Raw genomic sequence first — 17,359 nt, forward strand, 5'->3', positions numbered from 1 at the left:
TACCCTTGGCAATATCGCCATGTGGTCTCCCGGGCTTTTATCCCTCCGTGTAACCTTGAAACATCCAAGGTCGAAAGCTCTCGGACCAGTCATTTCGATATAATCGAAACCGGAACCCTAGCTCTCTATTTTAGCAAATTGTGATGCTCGACTTCCCAAGGGTACGAACATACCCCAGAAAAAGCACACATTGTGCCAAAAACAATAAGCCTTTGTTTTTAAAATACTTATTTTAAATATTTGGCCAGAACATTAATCAAAGCAAAAAACACCATCTATAATCCGCACCAAATAAAACCATCTGGTTTCTTGTTTGGCATAGATATAGTGCAATCACAAAACGCAAATTGGCTGCCAAACTATGTTATTGCATTATCTATTCGACTGCCTCAACCCCCCAGACAGAAAATACAAAGAAGCCTCTTCCTTCTGCTGCTTTCAATTGAATATAAAAAGCTAGTGCAAAGGCAAGAAGCTCCTTTATAGCGTTCGCAACCTACAAAACAGGCTCTCTAATTATGCGTAGTTGCGTGCAAATTCGCGCATGAAGTCAGCCAGTTTTTTGGCTTCGTCTACTGTCACGCCGTTGTACAAACTGGCTCTTAGGTAGTCACCCACACCGAACGGCGTTAAGGTACGCAACCCAACCATACCTTTTTCCCAACTGGCGATCAGAAAAGCATTGGTTGCTTCTTCATCACCACCTTTAATATTGAAAGGGACATTCATTCGGCTGCGCAATGCTTTATCTGGAACCGGTGTGCCATAAAAGCCATTCGAACTGTCTATCACATCGTAAATCGCCGCCGCTTTGGCGATGGAGCGTAGCTCTATTTCATACACACCACCTTGAGCTTCGATCCAATCCATAACAAAACCCACCACCTCGATATTAAAGGTTGCGGGGGTATTCCATAGGTTTCCAGCGTCACAATTGGTGGTGTAGTTAAATACGCCTGGGCACAAAGGAGAGGCTTTCCCATCGCCTAATAAGTCTTTACGAACAACCACCATAGTGACCCCTGGATGCCCAATATTCTTAGACGCACAGGCAAACAACACACCAACACCACTACCGTGCCAATCAATCGGCTTAGTAGAAAAATCAGAGCTCGCGTCGACGACCAAGGGGATATGTTTCAGGGATTCTGGAAGTTTCGGTAACTTATGTAACTCGATGCCATTAACGGTCTCGTTGGAGCAAAGATAAACATACTTACTATTAGGATGTATGTTTTCCTCTGTTAATTCAGGAAAGCTGGTAAAAGCACCTGTTGTTGGATCACGCCCATCAATTGTGTGCACTTGGCAATACCTTTTCGCCTCTTCAACACCCCTTGTTGACCAAGTACCATTGACCACATAAGAAGCCACATCTGATGAATTATGACAAAGGTTCAATGGCAGTGCTGCAAACTGCCCATGCCCCCCCGCATGGGTAAAAAGCACTTCATAATCATCCGGTATTTCCATTACCTCTCTGGCTTTCATAACCGTATGATCGAGTATTTTTAAAAACTCTGGTGCACGGTGTGACAACGCCAATGAGGTGAATCCAGGCTGGGTAAAACAGGCTGCTATTTTGTCTTCCACTGCTTTTGGAAGAGAGGTTGGCCCGGGGCTAAAATTGATAATTTCATCCGCTGGTGCGGTAGAACTTAGTGAGCCGAGAAGGGCTGGATGGTTAGCATTAGTCATGTCTTTTCACCTTTCATAAACAAGTCTGTATCAGCAAAGCGCTTAATGTCGGAAAACGACTTGATGAAGAAGCAACCGCGCTTTGCACCATTCTATTTATAAGGAGAATACGATGCGCTTTGGTGATTCCTTAGTACCAACGTCAGCTTTCGTTGGCACCAAGAAATTGCGATAAAAACGGCTAATAAAAGCTTACAGACAAATAACAAACGTAAGAGCAAAAGATTAAGACGCCCCTACAAGACTAAACATTGCCTATTAAAAGGTGGGGAGTTGGACGTTGAAGCCCTTAAGAGAGGAGTTTTCTAAATATCGGGAAAAGTAAGTCACAAAATCCTGATCAACCACTTCTTTCTTCAGCAAACTGGCATTACGTATGTATAAACGACCCTTTTTATGTATCGCTATAGCCTGATGAGTGATGTTCATATTCGTGCCAATCCATTGCTTCACTTGATAGTTTGGCCTCACCATACTAATCACACTACCATTGGGAATGCGCTTTAATAATGCCGTGTTGATCGTTGAATTCTCTAGATGTTGCTTAATAGCCAATTCCCGCAATGCCGTTTGTTTCGCTTTTTTACTCAGTTTTGGGTCATTCTCTAAGTGGTGCATCGCGCTGACTTGTTGTGCGTGTTTTTGCTCAGACACCGGCGACTTTTGAAATACCGCAGTGAGAGGGATATAAGGCGTCGTTACCCATTCTGGTGCATATTGAGTTCCCAGCTGCTGCAGCTCCAACAGCCTGTTTTTTTTCGCTTCCGAGGGTAACTCAAGACCTTGTAAACGGGTTATCCTCATATGCTGATACCAAGACTTTTTATCGATCAATGTCTTCGCAAATCGAGTCTGTGATGCGCCTATTTTTTGCGTCACGTCGCTTAACATCCAACGATTATTCGGCAGCCAGTCCGCACTTGGAAAATGATTACGAGAGGAAAAAGACACATAACCATCTTGATAACGAATTTTCTTCAGGTTAGGTAAAAAGTCATCAACCGATTGTGACATGGCCCCTGCCAGCACAGTTTCTACATACGTTGTGCAGTCAAAGACATCAAAGCGACTCAAAGGGTCTTGATCATAGCGTCCCTTTGCCCCTTCTCCGAGGTTTCCATCCACATAGGGAGCACCCAATAACACCTTACTAAGACGCTCGATCCTTTCTTGTGTTGTCCTTCCTATGGTTTTATTTTCAGCTATAACTCGGTCAAACTCGACTTGGCGCTGCTGAGTAACCAGCTCATTTTGCGCACGAACAGAAGACGCTACTGCGATGGCCACACAGCAAATAATGTAAACACCTGGCTTTTTCAATGCGACCTCATCTGTCATCAATCCCCCCTTAAGCCTATCGCAAAATAGCCGCGATGAAAGAGGCTTTACATTTATTTGGCAGTCCTCTGCACTTGGCTATTACATTCGCACTTTACAAGATAAATAGGCCGATCCTAGATCAGCCTATTTCTATTCGATGTATTGCTCGCGAATTACTGCTTTGGTTGCCAAGGGTCTAAATGCGCCTTGCGCATTTTATCTTTCTCAGCCGCCGATGCCCCCCAATTACCATCGTAAACCTTACCCTCCCAATCACCATAAGTTGGGTTGGGTAAGATGATAAATTGAGTGCCAAAAAGTGCTTTATTCTTCTCCACTGCCGCATAGCTTTGCGCTAAGCTTTTGGTGTTAAAGTCTTTGGAAAAGTCATGTAGGTTATCCCCCATAAGCAAGGCGATATCATACTTCTCTGCCACTTTCATGCGACGAGGCTCTTTATCACTGGTCGTTGTTCTTAACATCAAGTGTTCATCGTCCACCTGAGGAAAACCCAATGCCTTTAAGTTTTCACGCGTACCTTCTAAGCCGCTCACTTTGCGGTTAGTTAGATAGAAGATTTCGCCTCCTTGCTGAGCCACATAGCTCAAAAAGTCTACCGCACCTGGCAATGCTTTTGCTTCGGCTGCGTTCATCCATTCACCCCATGTTTTACCAGAGTAACCTTCATTTCTTCCAACTAACCAAGCCTCGTACGCGCTGTTGTCGATAATGGTTTCATCCGCATCAACCACAATGGCGATTTTCTTAGTGCCGCTATGTGCATTGGCATAGCTATCAAAGCGCATTTTGGCAAGATTAAATGCTTGATAAGACAAGGCTTTAAATTCAGCCGATGCCTGCATCCATAAGTTGGCCATCACCAACTGCTCGTTTAAATCTTTTGTGGTATAGGAAGAATCCTCAGCCCAAGCTGGAAGCGAAATACTGCCAGCCACTAAGGCGGTTGAGACAACTAAAGTACGCAATGTCGCAGAAACCATTTCAAAACTCCTTTATATGAATTAGCAAAAACAAGGACTTACAAGCCATCAACACGATCAGGCCGAACCTTCTACAAATACAAAATTTTAACCAAGAGGTCAAAATACTTTACAACCAAAATGGATTCAGGCCAGATTTACGCCATCGGTTAGATGACTCACTTATGTGTATCATTAGGCCTTGAGAGTCACATTTTAATGTAACGAAAGCCGTTTAAAACGCTGATTCCAATTACCTTGCTGGCACCTTTCGCAGGCTTCTTCAGTGTCAAAGCTCACATAAGGTCGACTATTTTTAATTCCTACATTGGCCAACTTAAATTGCTCATCAATGGCTTGATAAAAGCGCGCATCTTGCCCCTCTGCCAGCGCTTTTTCGAGGTTTTCATCGCGTTCAAAAACACAGACAATTTTAACCGACTGAGGAAATCGATTAAAATCCACCAAATGTGTCAGCCACACAAACCCTGCCACCTCGCCTAGCATCTGATCACAAACTTTGGTCAAGGCTTCTCTAAGTGCGTTTTCACGCTTTTTATCTGTCTTTTTCATATCCCTTCCAATATCTCACTCGCTAATTTAAAAAAGGGATTTAAATCAACAAATTGTACTGTTTATTCCACGTCATTCTATGATCAATAGATCAACAACACCATCCGCAGGGGCAGCTAAAAATCGTAAACAGCAGAGGAAAATGACGCCCTATTCGTCGATTCAGACCAGATTTTTCTCTTAAAATGGCTTATTATTGCAGCCCCGGCTCACCATAGCCTCACTCATTCAAGACCCAATTTTCTCTATGATTAGACTTTCGAATATCCAGCTACCTTTGGATCATAATGACACCGCTTTAGAACACGCTATTTTGTCCACTTTGGGCATCAAAGCAGAACAACTTGTTCGCTTTTCTATTTTCCGCCGCGGCTATGACGCCAGAAAGAAAGCCTCTATTCTTTTGATCTACACGCTAGATGTTGAAACCTTGAACGAACAAGCATTATTAGACCAATTTGCAGACCACCAGCAAATCAAAGCCACGCCTGATCTAGAATACCATCCTGTTGCGCAAGCCCCTGCCACCCTCACAGAGCGCCCTATTGTGATTGGCTTTGGTCCTTGTGGCTTATTAACAGGGTTAGTACTCGCGCAAATGGGCTACAAACCTATTATTCTAGAGCGCGGCAAAGAAGTTCGTGAACGTACCAAGGACACATTTGGTTTTTGGCGTAAGAAAGTACTCAACACAGAATCTAACGTGCAATTTGGCGAAGGTGGCGCTGGGACTTTTTCCGATGGCAAGCTCTACAGCCAAGTAAAAGACCCTAAGCAGTACAGCCGTAAAGTACTCAATGAGTTTGTTGCGGCCGGCGCACCAGATGAAATCCTGTACGTCAGCAAGCCACACATTGGTACTTTTAAACTGGTTGCCATGGTCGAAAAAATGCGCGCCCAAATTATTGAACTAGGCGGTGAAATTCGTTTTAGTTCTCGAGTCGATGATATCCATATTGAAGACAACCAGATCACTGGCGTCACACTGTCTGATGGGGAACGCGTCAACTCCAAACACATTGCCTTAGCCATTGGTCACAGTGCTCGCGACACCTTTGAAATGCTGCATGAAAAAGGCGTGTATATTGAAGCCAAACCTTTCTCTGTTGGTTTTCGGATCGAGCACGAACAAAGCGCCATTGATAAAGCGCGTTTTGGGCCAAATGCGGGCAACGAGATTCTGGGAGCCGCTGATTATAAGTTGGTGCATCATTGTAAGAATGGCCGTTCTGTTTATAGTTTTTGTATGTGCCCAGGTGGCACAGTGGTTGCTGCAACATCAGAAGAAAATCGTGTTGTTACCAATGGTATGAGCCAATACTCACGCAATGAACGCAACGCAAACAGCGCCGTTGTTGTCGGTATTGACCCATCTGATTACCCAGGCGGGCCTCTGGCAGGGATTGAATTTCAACGTAAACTAGAAAGCCATGCCTTTGTCATGGGGGGCAGCAACTATGATGCCCCAGCGCAAACTGTCGGTGGTTTTTTGAAAAATGAAACTCCTGCTGAGCTGGGCAGTGTTATCCCTTCATTCAAACCTGGCATTAAGTTAACCAATTTGGCCGACGCATTACCTGATTTCTGTATTGAAGCGATTCGTGAGGCGATTCCTGCGTTTAACAAAAAAATCAAAGGGTTTGCTTTTGAAGATGCCTTACTAACAGGTGTCGAAACACGCACTTCAGCGCCCATCAACATTAAGCGCGATGATAGCTTCCAGAGCATCAACACCAAAGGTCTATACCCAGCAGGTGAAGGCGCTGGATATGCTGGGGGCATAATGTCTGCGGCCATTGACGGCATCAAAATCGCCGAAGCCATGGCACTGAGCATCAATCACAACGCTAAATAACCCAGTTTCTTTCTAGCTAACGCAGACTAGAAAAAAGGTAAAAAAAAGCGCGCTAATCATAGCGCGCTTTTTTATAAGCAAGGATAGAAGCAAAACACGCTTACAATGGCTGCCCATCGTAACGGCTAATCAAGCAATCCTGACCTTTTTGCTTGAGCATATTACAAAAGTCAACGCTATAAGCTCGATCTAAGAAAGGACCTACTTTTAGCTGATACATAGTACGACCATTAACGGATTTCTCATTAACGTGCGGTACTAAATTAACATAAGTATCCGGAGAGGCACTGCGTAATACTTGCCAACCACGTGCCGCTTCACCCTGACTCGCGTAGGCAGCAAGCTGAACCCCATAACGCACATCTTGAGACTGCTGAGTAGATTGAACGGCTACTGGCGTCGCGACGTTTTGTTGTGTGTTGTTGTAGTTTGGCTTCACCGGTGCAGGTGCTGCTGTTACCGCAGGGGCAACATTCGCCACAGGCATCGGCATACCATCTGTACTGGCATTAGCCGCGTCAGCAGTATTCATCGCTGGGTTGTTGGCAGTGCCACCGGTTTGCGATTTTTTAAGTTCCGCCACTTCCGCCTCTAATTGATCAACACGATCGAGCTTAGCTTGCATATCTTGTAGCTCTGTATCATGTGTTTTCACTTTATCTTGAAGGTCTTGATAGGTCATAAAAGTATTTTTACCTTCAAACACAGAACAAGCACTGAGCGACAAAGCTACAGACACCAACAAGAGTTTTTTCATTATACCCATTTATCCAATCCTCCGTGTACAGCAATAAAATAGAGCTCAGCTAACCGTTAAGTAACCAGCTTTGTCCCCATAACAGTAATGCATATCTTGACGCCTTACCGACAAAAACGAAAGGTAAAAAATACCTTATTGGTGAATGAAATACACCTGCAATCAAAGAAATAGCATCACCAATTACCGGCAACCATGTGAAAAACAGAGTCCACAAACCATATCGATTAAAAAAAACTTCTGCAGTTGCGCGGTGTTTGGCTTTCACAGGAAACCATTTCCGGTGTTCATAAGCGACCAAATAACGCCCTAGATACCAATTTACTAACGCCCCTAATGTATTACCGACGCTGGCCCACAGCCATAGCCAAAACACCGCTAAACTGGTGTCACTGGCATAATAAAGCAAGACCCCTTCAGAGCCTAACGGCAGTATCGTAGCGGATAAAAACGAAACAGCAAAAACGACAAGATAACTCAAATAAAAACTCGGCCTCTACTCACCCAGTGTGAGAATCAAAGTTTACCTTGTTTCAGCGCAAAAAAGGCCTCTGTTTCACTCTTTATAAAATAAAAAAGCCAATAACTGATTGCTTTTTGGGCATTTTAAAAATGCAAAAAACATCCAACCGAACCACACAGATTTCGTTTAGCTTGATCTAGATCAAGGTTTTTGGTTCGAGTTCTTGTCATCTCACCCGTAGAATAAGGACAACATATTCTAGGGAAAAGCCTATGTTAAACCGGATTAATAACATCAAAATACGCTATAAACTATGGGCAATTATCGCGCTGATGTCGATTGGTACAAGCGCTCTCATTTTAGTCTCGCTCGGCACGCTTTTCCAAAGCAGCATGCACGATAGAGAAAGCCACACGCAAGATGTACTGCACATTGCGCAGGCTATTATCGCACCGATTTATCAGTCCCAAAAAAACGCCGAACTTTCCCCTGAACAAGCTCGGCAGCAAGCCATTAACGCGCTCTCTCATATCCGTTATGGTGATCAACAAGGCTTATGGGTGTTAGATGACTCCAATAAACTGCTTGTGGCTGCTGAAAATTATGCAAAGCAAACCGCGCCACCGTCGTTGCTCGCCGCGCTAGCCGACCAACACCCAGCAAACAACACCACGCCCTATTCTGTTCATAGTTTTCAATTTGATTACCAAGATGGTGCTAACCAAGCTCGCCGGATTATTGCAAGCGCAGACTATGTTGCCCCGCTGCAGCTTACCTTAGTGGCCACAGAATCAATGGATAAAGTCTGGGAGATGTTTTTTAGTGCGATGATAGATTATTCCGTACTAGTAGGCGTATTAACTGTGTTAGTCGGCGGCACTGCTCTCTATATTATCCATTTGGTCACAGCCAGAATCACTAGCCTTTGCAACACCATGACGGCGGTAAAAGAATCAGGCGATTTAACACGTCGTGTCGATTTTGATGGCAAGGATGAAATGGGAGAAATGGCGGGGGCATTTAACCGCATGATGAGCGACTTTCAGTCTATTGTTGGCAAGGTCAGTCACTCCAGTGAAACGCTGGACGATATTGTTGATAAAACCGGTCAGTCAACTCAAAAAACCGTCTCCAGTGTCACCGTACAGTTAACCGACACAGAGCAAACTTCCTCTTTGATGCATGGTGTACTTAGCGCCGTAGAAGAAACTCTGACAATGGCCGAGCGAGCCAGCCAAACCGCTCTAGAACTTGGTCAGCATTCTAAACAAGGGCTGAGCGTAATGAAGAAAGCGCAACAAGAAATCCAGCAACTTTCCACAGAAGTCGGTAACGCCACTAAGCAAGTACAGCAATTAAGAACCGATGTAAACAACATCAACGATCGCTTAAGCATTATTTCCGAGGTAGCCGATCAAACGAATTTATTAGCTCTTAATGCTGCCATTGAAGCCGCACGAGCAGGAGAGCAAGGTCGAGGGTTCGCCGTGGTTGCAGACGAAGTTCGCCAGTTGGCCCAACGCTCACAATTAGCCGCAACTGAGATTGGTAACCTTATTGAAGAGCTCACCCAACAAACGCTTGCCTCTGTTCGTGTTATGGAAAGCGCACAGACTACCGCCAACGAAGGCGCCGAAAAAACCGCAGAAGCAAGCCAAGCATTTACCGATATTGCTAATGGCGTGTTGTCTATCTCAGACTTAAACAGCCAAATAACCCAAGCAGCGAACCGTCAGCATCAATCTTCTAACACGGTAAACCTAACCTTAGAAAAGATTGCTCAAGTATGTGAAGCGACCACTTTAAATTCCCATGACATTCAAACCTCCGTGGAGAATTTACAAGGCTGTGCTGCGCAATTACGCGGTTTGGTCAAACAGTTCAGCATTTAATCCCCTGCCGCTCTATCACGTTTAATCAACACAGCTGAGTGAAACTAGGCGAGTGTGCAAGACAAGGTGAAGAGCGGCAACAAATAGGCATCAATCTTGCTTTCTTAGCAACAGCGACGAACGTTAGCAAAGCCGTTGAAGAATAAAGGAGAAATGACTTTACCACTTTATCTTCAACGCCAGTCACCATATGCTTAGAGCAGAGAAAGGACGGCTCTGCTTCTTTCGGGCCGCTACTTATTGTTTCACGCTACCTTGTAGACACAAGAGCAGATTCACAGCGTATTCGCTTCAGAGGCATCTAAATATGGCGTTCGATATACAAGAAAAGCTAGATTCTCTCTATCAACATATTCAAGCGGTTATTCTCTCTCGTCAGCACCCTGTAACAGGTTTATTTCCAGCCAGTACCAGTATCAACAACCATGGCAATTACACCGACGCATGGGTACGAGATAATGTCTACAGCATTCAAGCTGTTTGGGCTTTGTCCCTCGCTTATAAACGAGCCTCAAACCCAGATAAACGCGCCCATGAATTAGAACACGCCTGCATTAAAATGATGCGCGGCTTGCTATTCGCCATGATGCGCCAATCCCATAAAGTAGAAGCCTTCAAGCACAGCCTTGACCCTAAAGATGCCCTACACGCTAAGTACGACACAAAAACCGGCCTTGAAGCCGTTGCCGATGATGCTTGGGGACACTTGCAAATTGACGCCACCAGTTTTTATTTATTGATGCTGGCGCAAATGACAAAAGCCGGCAGTAAGGTTATTTTTTCACGGGATGAAGCCAACTTTATTCAAAACCTTATTTATTATATTTCTCGCACCTATCGCACACCTGACTATGGTATTTGGGAACGCGGCAATAAAGTCAACAACGGTAAAGCAGAAATCAACGCAAGCTCAGTGGGCATGGCAAAAGCGGCAATGGAAGCCCTAGATGGGTTAAACCTTTTCGGAGAGGATGGCCCAGAATGGGCGGTTATTCACTCTTTTGCCGATGCAGTAGCACGAGCTGGATCGGTGCTGCAATCCTTGCTGCCGAAAGAATCACGTTCTAAAGAAGTCGACAGCGCCCTGTTAAGTATCATTAGTTTTCCAGCTTTTGCCGTTAACGATGAGAAACTAGCGCGTCGTACCCGCAAAGAAATACTGGATAAGTTAGGTGGTGAATACGGCTGTAAACGCTTTCTATTAGATGGGCATCAGTCAGTCTTAGAAGATCAAAGCCGTATTTACTATGAGTACAACGAACTGATCAATTTTGAGCACATTGAATCCGAATGGCCACTTTTTTTCACTTATTTGTATATTGGCCGTTTATTTGCTCGCGATTGGGAAAGTGCCAATTACTACCGCTACAAGCTTGAAGGACTCATGGTTGAAAAAGACGGCCAGATGTTGCTGCCTGAACTCTACTATGTACCCAAAGAAAATATTTTAGCGGAAAAAGAAAAACCTGGATCGCAAACTCGAGTTGCCAACGACAACCTCCCACTAGTATGGGCGCAAAGCCTATATTTGGTAGGAACAATGCTGGATGACGAGCTCATTACCACCAATGACCTTGACCCTTTGGGTCTGCATAAAATCCAATATCGCCCGAATAAAGTCACCACCTCCATGGTTATCTTGGCACAAAATGAAGAGGTGAAAGAAAAACTTCTCGCGGCGGGTTGCTTATGTCAAACCGTCGATGAAATTGCGCCATTAAAAACCATCAGCGCCAAACAATTGGTAGAGACTTATCAACACCTAGGGGTTTCAACCAGCTTAGGCTTAAAAGGTCGGCCAAATCGTGCATTAAACAGCCTAGCCACGTCACAGCCTTTTCACATTAATGAGGACAATTACCTTTGCCTGTCTTGGATCCAAAATGAAGACAAGGATTATCGGAAAATAGACCCGGCGTTGTTTCAAACCCATATTCGTAATGAATTAAGCATTATTGGGCAGCATTGGTACTACCCGGCTAATGCCGTTTTTACTGTGCTAATTGATGACGCCATGAGTGAAATGCAAGGCGCAGATGAGCTGTTTGAGTTTATTCGTCAGTTGCAAAACCGTGAACTCGAAGAGTTTAGGGTAATTCCTCAATCGGCAAAAAATGCGTTTAAATCCGGTAGTCGAAGAACCATCACCATCGCCTCTCCTGAGCAGCATCATCTTGGCACGAGTTTACCCGTACACCAAATTCCATGGCAGCTTTCTAGCACACCAAGCGATTATGATGCGAGCCAAACTCACACCTTAGAAACACAACAATTACTGGCGCGCTTAAACGAGCAGCCGTCCCTAGAAGAAGCTATTGATTGCCTGATTGAGCTCGGGGCGAGGCGCTCACTGATGAACACGGTTCCAGGCTCAACACCGGCCGTTACTGCTTATCGAGTATTGAATTCGGTTTACACTCAAGCGCTATTAAACGGCAATTGGAAAGCGTCTCGCTTATTGTTTTCTTTAATGCTGAAACCCTCTACTGATCTGGCAACCTATATCGCCGACATTACAGTACGCCAACGATTACTCGTGCTTGGCGAAACCCCAGAAGACGAAACCGATATTTCATTACCATTGCACCAAGATGAAATTTTAGCGCTGCTCAAATCCACTTCATCGTCTTCTTTAAGCATGGTACTTAGTTATGAACTGATCGCCATTGCTGGCACCTTGATCAAGGTACATCCTGATTACTTTGCTGGAGTGCGAACCTTACGCATACACAGCTTAGCGATGCTCTGTGCGCGCCACTTTGACCCGGAAGAAACCAGCCCAGTCATTGACACTCTGTCACATGTCTCGCCAAATGAGCTCTATAACGCACTCTCTAAAGTGCTCAAACAAAAACACGTAGAATTCACTCAGGTTGCTAATAATGTGCGTTACCACCACAATGTGGATGCCAATGATATAAATATGAAGGATGTGGACTGGTTTGACTGGCGGGAGGAACAAGGAATGATCACGAAATTGCCAGAGTCAATGTTACAGCAACTTTGGGAAAGCCTTCACCATGCAGACACCATTGTCTTCGGTGACTTACAGAGCAACACCACACTTGACTGTAAACGCACTCTCAGCTCTATGACCCCAGGTGAAGACACCTTTGCGGTTCTTATTGAGTCACTGACTTCAGACATTCACCCAAGCTGGTATAAAAGCTTAATCTTTGAAGGCCTGTATGCCTACATTCAATTTTGCCAGCAACATAAACACTGTCGCTTTGAGCAAGAAATCAATTTACCTGTGCTGGTCTCCCACGCTTCACTCGATCATGCAAAACAATATCGGGCAGATCACCCAAGAGACAATTTAGCCGAGGCGGCATTAGACGAGTTTGCCCAATTGACACTCAGTAAAGCCAATCAATATTTACGTTGGTCAGTAAGTAAGCTTCATAGTCGACAACACAATATACAATCTGATAAAAAACACTAAACCCTGGTTGGAGAAGTGAATGGATCTGCTTAAAAATGTTCTTATCAACGATGTTTTGAACGCCCGTTGTGCCGACCCATTTGGTTGCTTAGGATTACATCAAGAAGACAATAAAAAAGGACTTTCTCTCACTGTTTGGCGCCCCGGCGCAACCGCAATCAGTGTATTGGAAATAAACAATGAAACCCTTATAGGTAAGATGACTCAAGTCACCAAAGAAGGCTTGTTCCACTTGCATCTGCCAAAGCAAAAAGACTATTTCCATTACCGGCTTAAAGTGGCCTATGGCGATAAGATATTCACCATAGTGGACCCTTATCAATTTTCAGATACCACGTTTTCTGACCCTGAACATCACCATGCAAACTTATACAAAAGCCAAGGTGCGATTCCACTTGGCGCTCCAATCGACTCATCGCTGACCATAAACGGCACCCGTTTTGCGGTTTATGCTCCCGCAGCGCGGTCAGTTTCAGTGGTCGGTGACTTTAATGGCTGGGACGGCAGCGCGCACCCCATGTCCAGTAGTGGTGATGGTATCTGGCGCCTGTTTATTCCCGATGTTAATCATGGCGTGCGTTACAAATATGAGATACGCGCCAACAATGGCGAGTTACTGCCCCATCGCACTGACCCCTATGCCCAGCGAATCGAGCAATTTCCTTCTTTTGCCAGTGTTACCTGTTTTGATCATAAACATCAGTGGCAGGACTCGGCGTGGACCGAGCGTCCAATAGAAGACCTCTATGAAAAACCAATGAGCATATACGAATTGCATCTTGGTTCATGGCGCCGTAAAGCAGACAATGAGCCGCTTAGTTATCTAGAGCTCATTGATGAACTAGTGCCTTATGTAACAACAATGGGCTATACCCATGTGGAACTATTACCCATTACCGAGTACCCATTTGATGGCTCTTGGGGGTATCAGCCAGTTGGCCTTTATGCGGTTACCTCACGCTTTGGCAGCCCAGAAGAGTTTAAAGCCTTGGTCGACGCGCTTCACCAAGCGAAGATCAGCGTTATTATGGATTGGGTCCCAGCGCACTTCCCTGCTGATAGTCACGGCTTAGCCAATTTTGATGGCTCAAAGCAATACGAATACCCTGACCCCAAGAAAGGCTGGCACCCAGAATGGAACTCTCTGATTTATGATTTTGGCAAAGAACATGTGGTGAATTATTTAATCAGTAACGCGGTTTATTGGTTAGAAGAATTTCACATTGATGGCCTGCGTGTCGATGCCGTCGCTTCCATGCTTTACTTGGACTACTCGAGAGAAGAAGGAGAATGGGTCCCTAATCAGGATGGCGGCAATCACAACTACGAAGCCATAGCATTTTTGCGCCGTTTAAATGAAACCGTCTACCTCAATCATCCGCGCTGCTTTACGGTAGCCGAAGAGTCCACCGCGTTTCCTGGTGTGTCTAAGCCAACCTATATGGAGGGCCTTGGCTTTGGCTTCAAATGGAACATGGGCTGGATGAATGACTCTCTTGAATACATTAAAAAAGACCCTGTGCACCGAAAATATCACCAAGGTGAGTTAACCTTTAGCATGGTATACGCCTACGACGAGCAATTTGTGCTGCCTCTGTCTCATGATGAGGTGGTGCACGGTAAAGGCTCCATGATAGAAAAAATGCCAGGTGATCCATGGCAAAAATTCGCTAACTTACGTGTTTTTACCGCCTACATGTATTTCCACCCTGGTAAGAAGCTTAATTTCATGGGGAACGAATTTGCACAAGGTCGTGAGTGGAGCCACGAGCGCTCATTAGATTGGCATTTACTCGATATCGACTACCATCAAGGGCAACAAACACTGAGCAAAGAACTAAATCAGCTGTACAAGAGTGAAACCGCGTTGCAACTAGACCATTCCGGTCTTGGTTTTGAATGGATAAGCTATGATGATAGCGCGAACAGCATTTTAGCTTTTGTTCGCAAAGCGAAAAACAGCCCTGAACACGGCATCGCCATCACTAACTTTACTCCTGTCCCCCAAGACCATTACCGAATTGGAGTGCCTGAATCTGGACGCTACCAAGTGGTATTTAACAGTGATGAAGGGAAATACCAAGGCAGCGATTATCTGCATTATGAAGGCTTATCAAGTGATCATATATACACAGCAGAAGCCGTCGAGAGTCATGGTAAAACGCACAGCATCGAGGTGAAAGTGCCCCCTCTTTCTGCTCTCTTTTTAAAATGGCTCGGATAAACATAACGCCAAGCCGTTACGGCATTCGTTGCGGAATTAAGTAAGAGGCTTACTGCTTTATTATGGCACCAACCAACGCCCGTGCATCACGGGCGCAGCGTCATTAAGGAGATGTAATGAACAGCTATGCCGTTAACAATGGTCACGCGTTTCCGTTAGGGGCCAGTGTGACTGACAATGGTGTCAACTTTGCCGTCGTTTCAGAAGACGCCACCAAGTTAATGCTGTGCCTTTTTGATGAGCAAGATAATGAAGTAGAACGCCTTCCATTTGTCGCCAAACAACGTGGCATTTGGCATATGGAAGTACTAGGGCTGACTGAAAACCAACGCTATGGATTACGTGCTAAAGGGCCGTTTGAACCAAACCATCAGCGACTATTTAATGAATACAAGTTACTGATTGACCCTTATGCAAAAGCGCTAACTAGCAAGCTGGTTTGGCATGCTGACCAAGCAGCCATTAATGAGCAAGGCGAAGCGCATTTGGTTGACTCTGCCTACTGTGTGCCTAAATCCATTGTCAAAACCGTAAGACCAACACCCAACCGACCAAAACGCACCAAAGTTCTCCCCTCACAGCGCGTTCTTTACGAGTTGCATGTCAAAGGTTTCAGCCAACAACTGCCTATTGATGATGCTTTAAAAGGCACCTATTTGGGGGTTATTTCAGAACCTGGCATCGCTCACCTCACAGAGTTAGGCATCACCACCATCCAATTGATGCCCTGCTTTAGCTTTGCAAATGAAAGACATTTACAAGAGCTTAAGCTAAAAAACTACTGGGGCTATAACCCTATTAGCTTTTTTGCAGTAGAGACTTCTTATGCGCAACAAGATGCGATTGTTGAATTTCAACAAATGGTAGATGGCTTACGCAACGCAGGCTTTGAGGTAATTTTAGATGTCGTTTATAACCACACCGCGGAAAGTGAACTTAACCAATCCAGCGTGTGCTATCGCGGGCTGGATAACGCCCATTACTATCGCCACGCAGAAGGCGAATATCTAAATTACACCGGCTGTGGCAATTGCTTTGATACTTATCATCCGGCGTCCATTCGTTTGATCTGCGATAGCATGCGCTATTGGGTCGAGGTGATGGGGGTGGATGGTTTTCGCTTCGATCTGGGAGTCGATTTAGGCCGCACAGAGCATCAGTTCACTCCTAGAGCGCCTTTGTTACAAGCTATTTTACAGGACCCTATATTAAGCAACACCTGCTTGGTTATGGAGCCTTGGGACATTGGCCCGGATGGCTATCAAGTCGGTCAATTCCCTCGGGGTTTTTTAGAGTGCAATGATCAATATCGCGACACAGTTCGACGTTTTTGGCGCGGTGATGAAGGCGTAACCCCTATCTTCGCAACCCGCCTTATGGGGTCGCGAGATTATTTCCATAAAGGTCGCCGTAGCGCATTACATTCGGTTAACTATATAACCTATCATGATGGTTATACGCTCAATGATTTAGTCTCCTATCACCGCCGACATAATTTGGCCAATATGGAAAATAACCGTGACGGACACGGTGACAATATTAGTCAGAATTTCGGCCACGAAGGCCCCACGGATAATCTAGAGATACAAGCTCAACGCCTTAACCAGCAACTTTGTTTTATCGCCACGTTACTGTTAAGCCAAGGGACGCCTCACTTGTTAGGCGGCGACGAACTTTCTCACAGCCAACAAGGTAACAATAATGCCTATTGCCAAGACAATGAAATAACCTGGCTCTCATGGCAACAAAGCGAGGCCCGCAAAGCCTTACAAACCACGATTTCGAGCCTAATGAAAATTCGTAAAGCCTACCCCATACTGGCAGAAGTCTATCTTGAAGATGACCCACTGTATCAACACGTTGAGCCAGATCATATCGAATGGTTGAATCAATTAAGCCAACCTATGTCTGAGCTCGACTGGGCGGAAAGCGAGCGAGATTATTTGGCATTAACACTCACTTCTGCGGACTTATCCAACCGGCTTTGGTTGGTGTTCTATCGAGATGACCAACTGCTCCATGTGCCTTTGCCAAGCAATGCGGGGAAAATCGATGTGCTCTACCAAACCCCAGGGTTACATATTGAGGATAAACAACTCATTTGCGATTATCGTGGTGTACTACTAGCCAAATTAACTTAACCAACCAGCTC

11 protein-coding genes and 1 riboswitch are annotated in these 17,359 nt (G+C 45.1%); of the genes, 5 read left to right on the plus strand and 6 right to left on the minus strand.

Annotated features, from left to right (window positions below; genetic code table 11):
• Positions 1-24 precede the first annotated feature (24 nt).
• Positions 25-132: riboswitch (guanidine-I (ykkC/yxkD leader) on the minus strand.
• 384 nt (positions 133-516) lie between these two features.
• From serC to DFP81_RS08055, 4 genes are all read right to left on the minus strand, one after another.
• A complete protein-coding gene (gene serC / locus DFP81_RS08040) occupies positions 517-1,698 on the minus strand; it encodes a 3-phosphoserine/phosphohydroxythreonine transaminase (RefSeq protein WP_115897256.1) in 1,182 nt (393 codons plus the stop codon).
• A 258-nt stretch (positions 1,699-1,956) separates the two neighbouring features.
• The gene (locus DFP81_RS08045; protein WP_115897257.1) at positions 1,957-3,036 is read right to left on the minus strand and encodes an N-acetylmuramoyl-L-alanine amidase-like domain-containing protein; all 1,080 of its coding nucleotides are present in this window, start codon (positions 3,034-3,036) and stop codon (positions 1,957-1,959) included.
• Positions 3,037-3,191: 155 nt separating this feature from the next.
• Complete coding sequence (locus DFP81_RS08050) at positions 3,192-4,019, minus strand: 5'-nucleotidase, lipoprotein e(P4) family (RefSeq protein WP_115897258.1); 828 nt, start codon at positions 4,017-4,019, stop codon at positions 3,192-3,194.
• A 195-nt stretch (positions 4,020-4,214) separates the two neighbouring features.
• Positions 4,215-4,571 carry a Fis family transcriptional regulator gene (locus tag DFP81_RS08055; protein ID WP_115897259.1) on the minus strand — a complete coding sequence of 119 codons (357 nt, stop codon included), beginning with the start codon at positions 4,569-4,571 and terminating at the stop codon, positions 4,215-4,217.
• Positions 4,572-4,818: 247 nt separating this feature from the next.
• On the opposite strand from DFP81_RS08055, the gene DFP81_RS08060 reads away from it, so the two are divergent.
• The gene (locus DFP81_RS08060; RefSeq protein ID WP_115897260.1) at positions 4,819-6,426 is read left to right on the plus strand and encodes an NAD(P)/FAD-dependent oxidoreductase; all 1,608 of its coding nucleotides are present in this window, start codon (positions 4,819-4,821) and stop codon (positions 6,424-6,426) included.
• A 100-nt stretch (positions 6,427-6,526) separates the two neighbouring features.
• Here the strand turns inward: DFP81_RS08060 and DFP81_RS08065 are convergent, their stop codons facing one another.
• Complete coding sequence (locus DFP81_RS08065; RefSeq protein ID WP_115897261.1) at positions 6,527-7,192, minus strand: SPOR domain-containing protein; 666 nt, start codon at positions 7,190-7,192, stop codon at positions 6,527-6,529.
• 40 nt (positions 7,193-7,232) lie between these two features.
• The gene (locus DFP81_RS08070) at positions 7,233-7,664 is read right to left on the minus strand and encodes a YqaA family protein (RefSeq protein WP_115897262.1); all 432 of its coding nucleotides are present in this window, start codon (positions 7,662-7,664) and stop codon (positions 7,233-7,235) included.
• Positions 7,665-7,918: 254 nt separating this feature from the next.
• Between DFP81_RS08070 and DFP81_RS08075 the strand changes: the two genes are divergently transcribed.
• The 4 genes from DFP81_RS08075 (at position 7,919) to glgX (ending at position 17,348) form a co-directional block, all read left to right on the plus strand.
• Positions 7,919-9,538, plus strand: coding sequence for a methyl-accepting chemotaxis protein (locus DFP81_RS08075; RefSeq protein ID WP_115897263.1), 1,620 nt, complete (start codon positions 7,919-7,921; stop codon positions 9,536-9,538).
• A gap of 307 nt (positions 9,539-9,845) precedes the next feature.
• A complete protein-coding gene (locus DFP81_RS08080) occupies positions 9,846-12,983 on the plus strand; it encodes a phosphorylase b kinase regulatory subunit alpha/beta (RefSeq protein WP_115897264.1) in 3,138 nt (1,045 codons plus the stop codon).
• A 19-nt stretch (positions 12,984-13,002) separates the two neighbouring features.
• Positions 13,003-15,207, plus strand: coding sequence for a 1,4-alpha-glucan branching protein GlgB (glgB, locus tag DFP81_RS08085; protein ID WP_115897265.1), 2,205 nt, complete (start codon positions 13,003-13,005; stop codon positions 15,205-15,207).
• Positions 15,208-15,323: 116 nt separating this feature from the next.
• Positions 15,324-17,348: a glycogen debranching protein GlgX gene (gene glgX, locus DFP81_RS08090; protein ID WP_115897266.1), complete on the plus strand. Its 2,025-nt coding sequence runs from the start codon at positions 15,324-15,326 to the stop codon at positions 17,346-17,348.
• Positions 17,349-17,359 lie beyond the last annotated feature (11 nt).

It is taken from the genome of Marinomonas pollencensis (genome assembly GCF_003387375.1).
Lineage (GTDB): Bacteria > Pseudomonadota > Gammaproteobacteria > Pseudomonadales > Marinomonadaceae > Marinomonas > Marinomonas pollencensis.

What these genes read in the sequence shown, in the direction of transcription:
- glgB (WP_115897265.1), top strand. Translation starts at nt 13,003, where the DNA reads ATGGATCTGCTTAAAAATGTTCTTATCAACGATGTTTTGAACGCCCGT.
- DFP81_RS08050 (WP_115897258.1), bottom strand. Translation starts at nt 4,019, where the DNA reads ATGGTTTCTGCGACATTGCGTACTTTAGTTGTCTCAACCGCCTTAGTG.
- DFP81_RS08065 (WP_115897261.1), bottom strand. Translation starts at nt 7,192, where the DNA reads ATGGGTATAATGAAAAAACTCTTGTTGGTGTCTGTAGCTTTGTCGCTC.
- DFP81_RS08080 (WP_115897264.1), top strand. Translation starts at nt 9,846, where the DNA reads ATGGCGTTCGATATACAAGAAAAGCTAGATTCTCTCTATCAACATATT.
- glgX (WP_115897266.1), top strand. Translation starts at nt 15,324, where the DNA reads ATGAACAGCTATGCCGTTAACAATGGTCACGCGTTTCCGTTAGGGGCC.
- serC (WP_115897256.1), bottom strand. Translation starts at nt 1,698, where the DNA reads ATGACTAATGCTAACCATCCAGCCCTTCTCGGCTCACTAAGTTCTACC.
- DFP81_RS08075 (WP_115897263.1), top strand. Translation starts at nt 7,919, where the DNA reads ATGTTAAACCGGATTAATAACATCAAAATACGCTATAAACTATGGGCA.
- DFP81_RS08045 (WP_115897257.1), bottom strand. Translation starts at nt 3,036, where the DNA reads ATGACAGATGAGGTCGCATTGAAAAAGCCAGGTGTTTACATTATTTGC.
- DFP81_RS08055 (WP_115897259.1), bottom strand. Translation starts at nt 4,571, where the DNA reads ATGAAAAAGACAGATAAAAAGCGTGAAAACGCACTTAGAGAAGCCTTG.
- DFP81_RS08060 (WP_115897260.1), top strand. Translation starts at nt 4,819, where the DNA reads ATGATTAGACTTTCGAATATCCAGCTACCTTTGGATCATAATGACACC.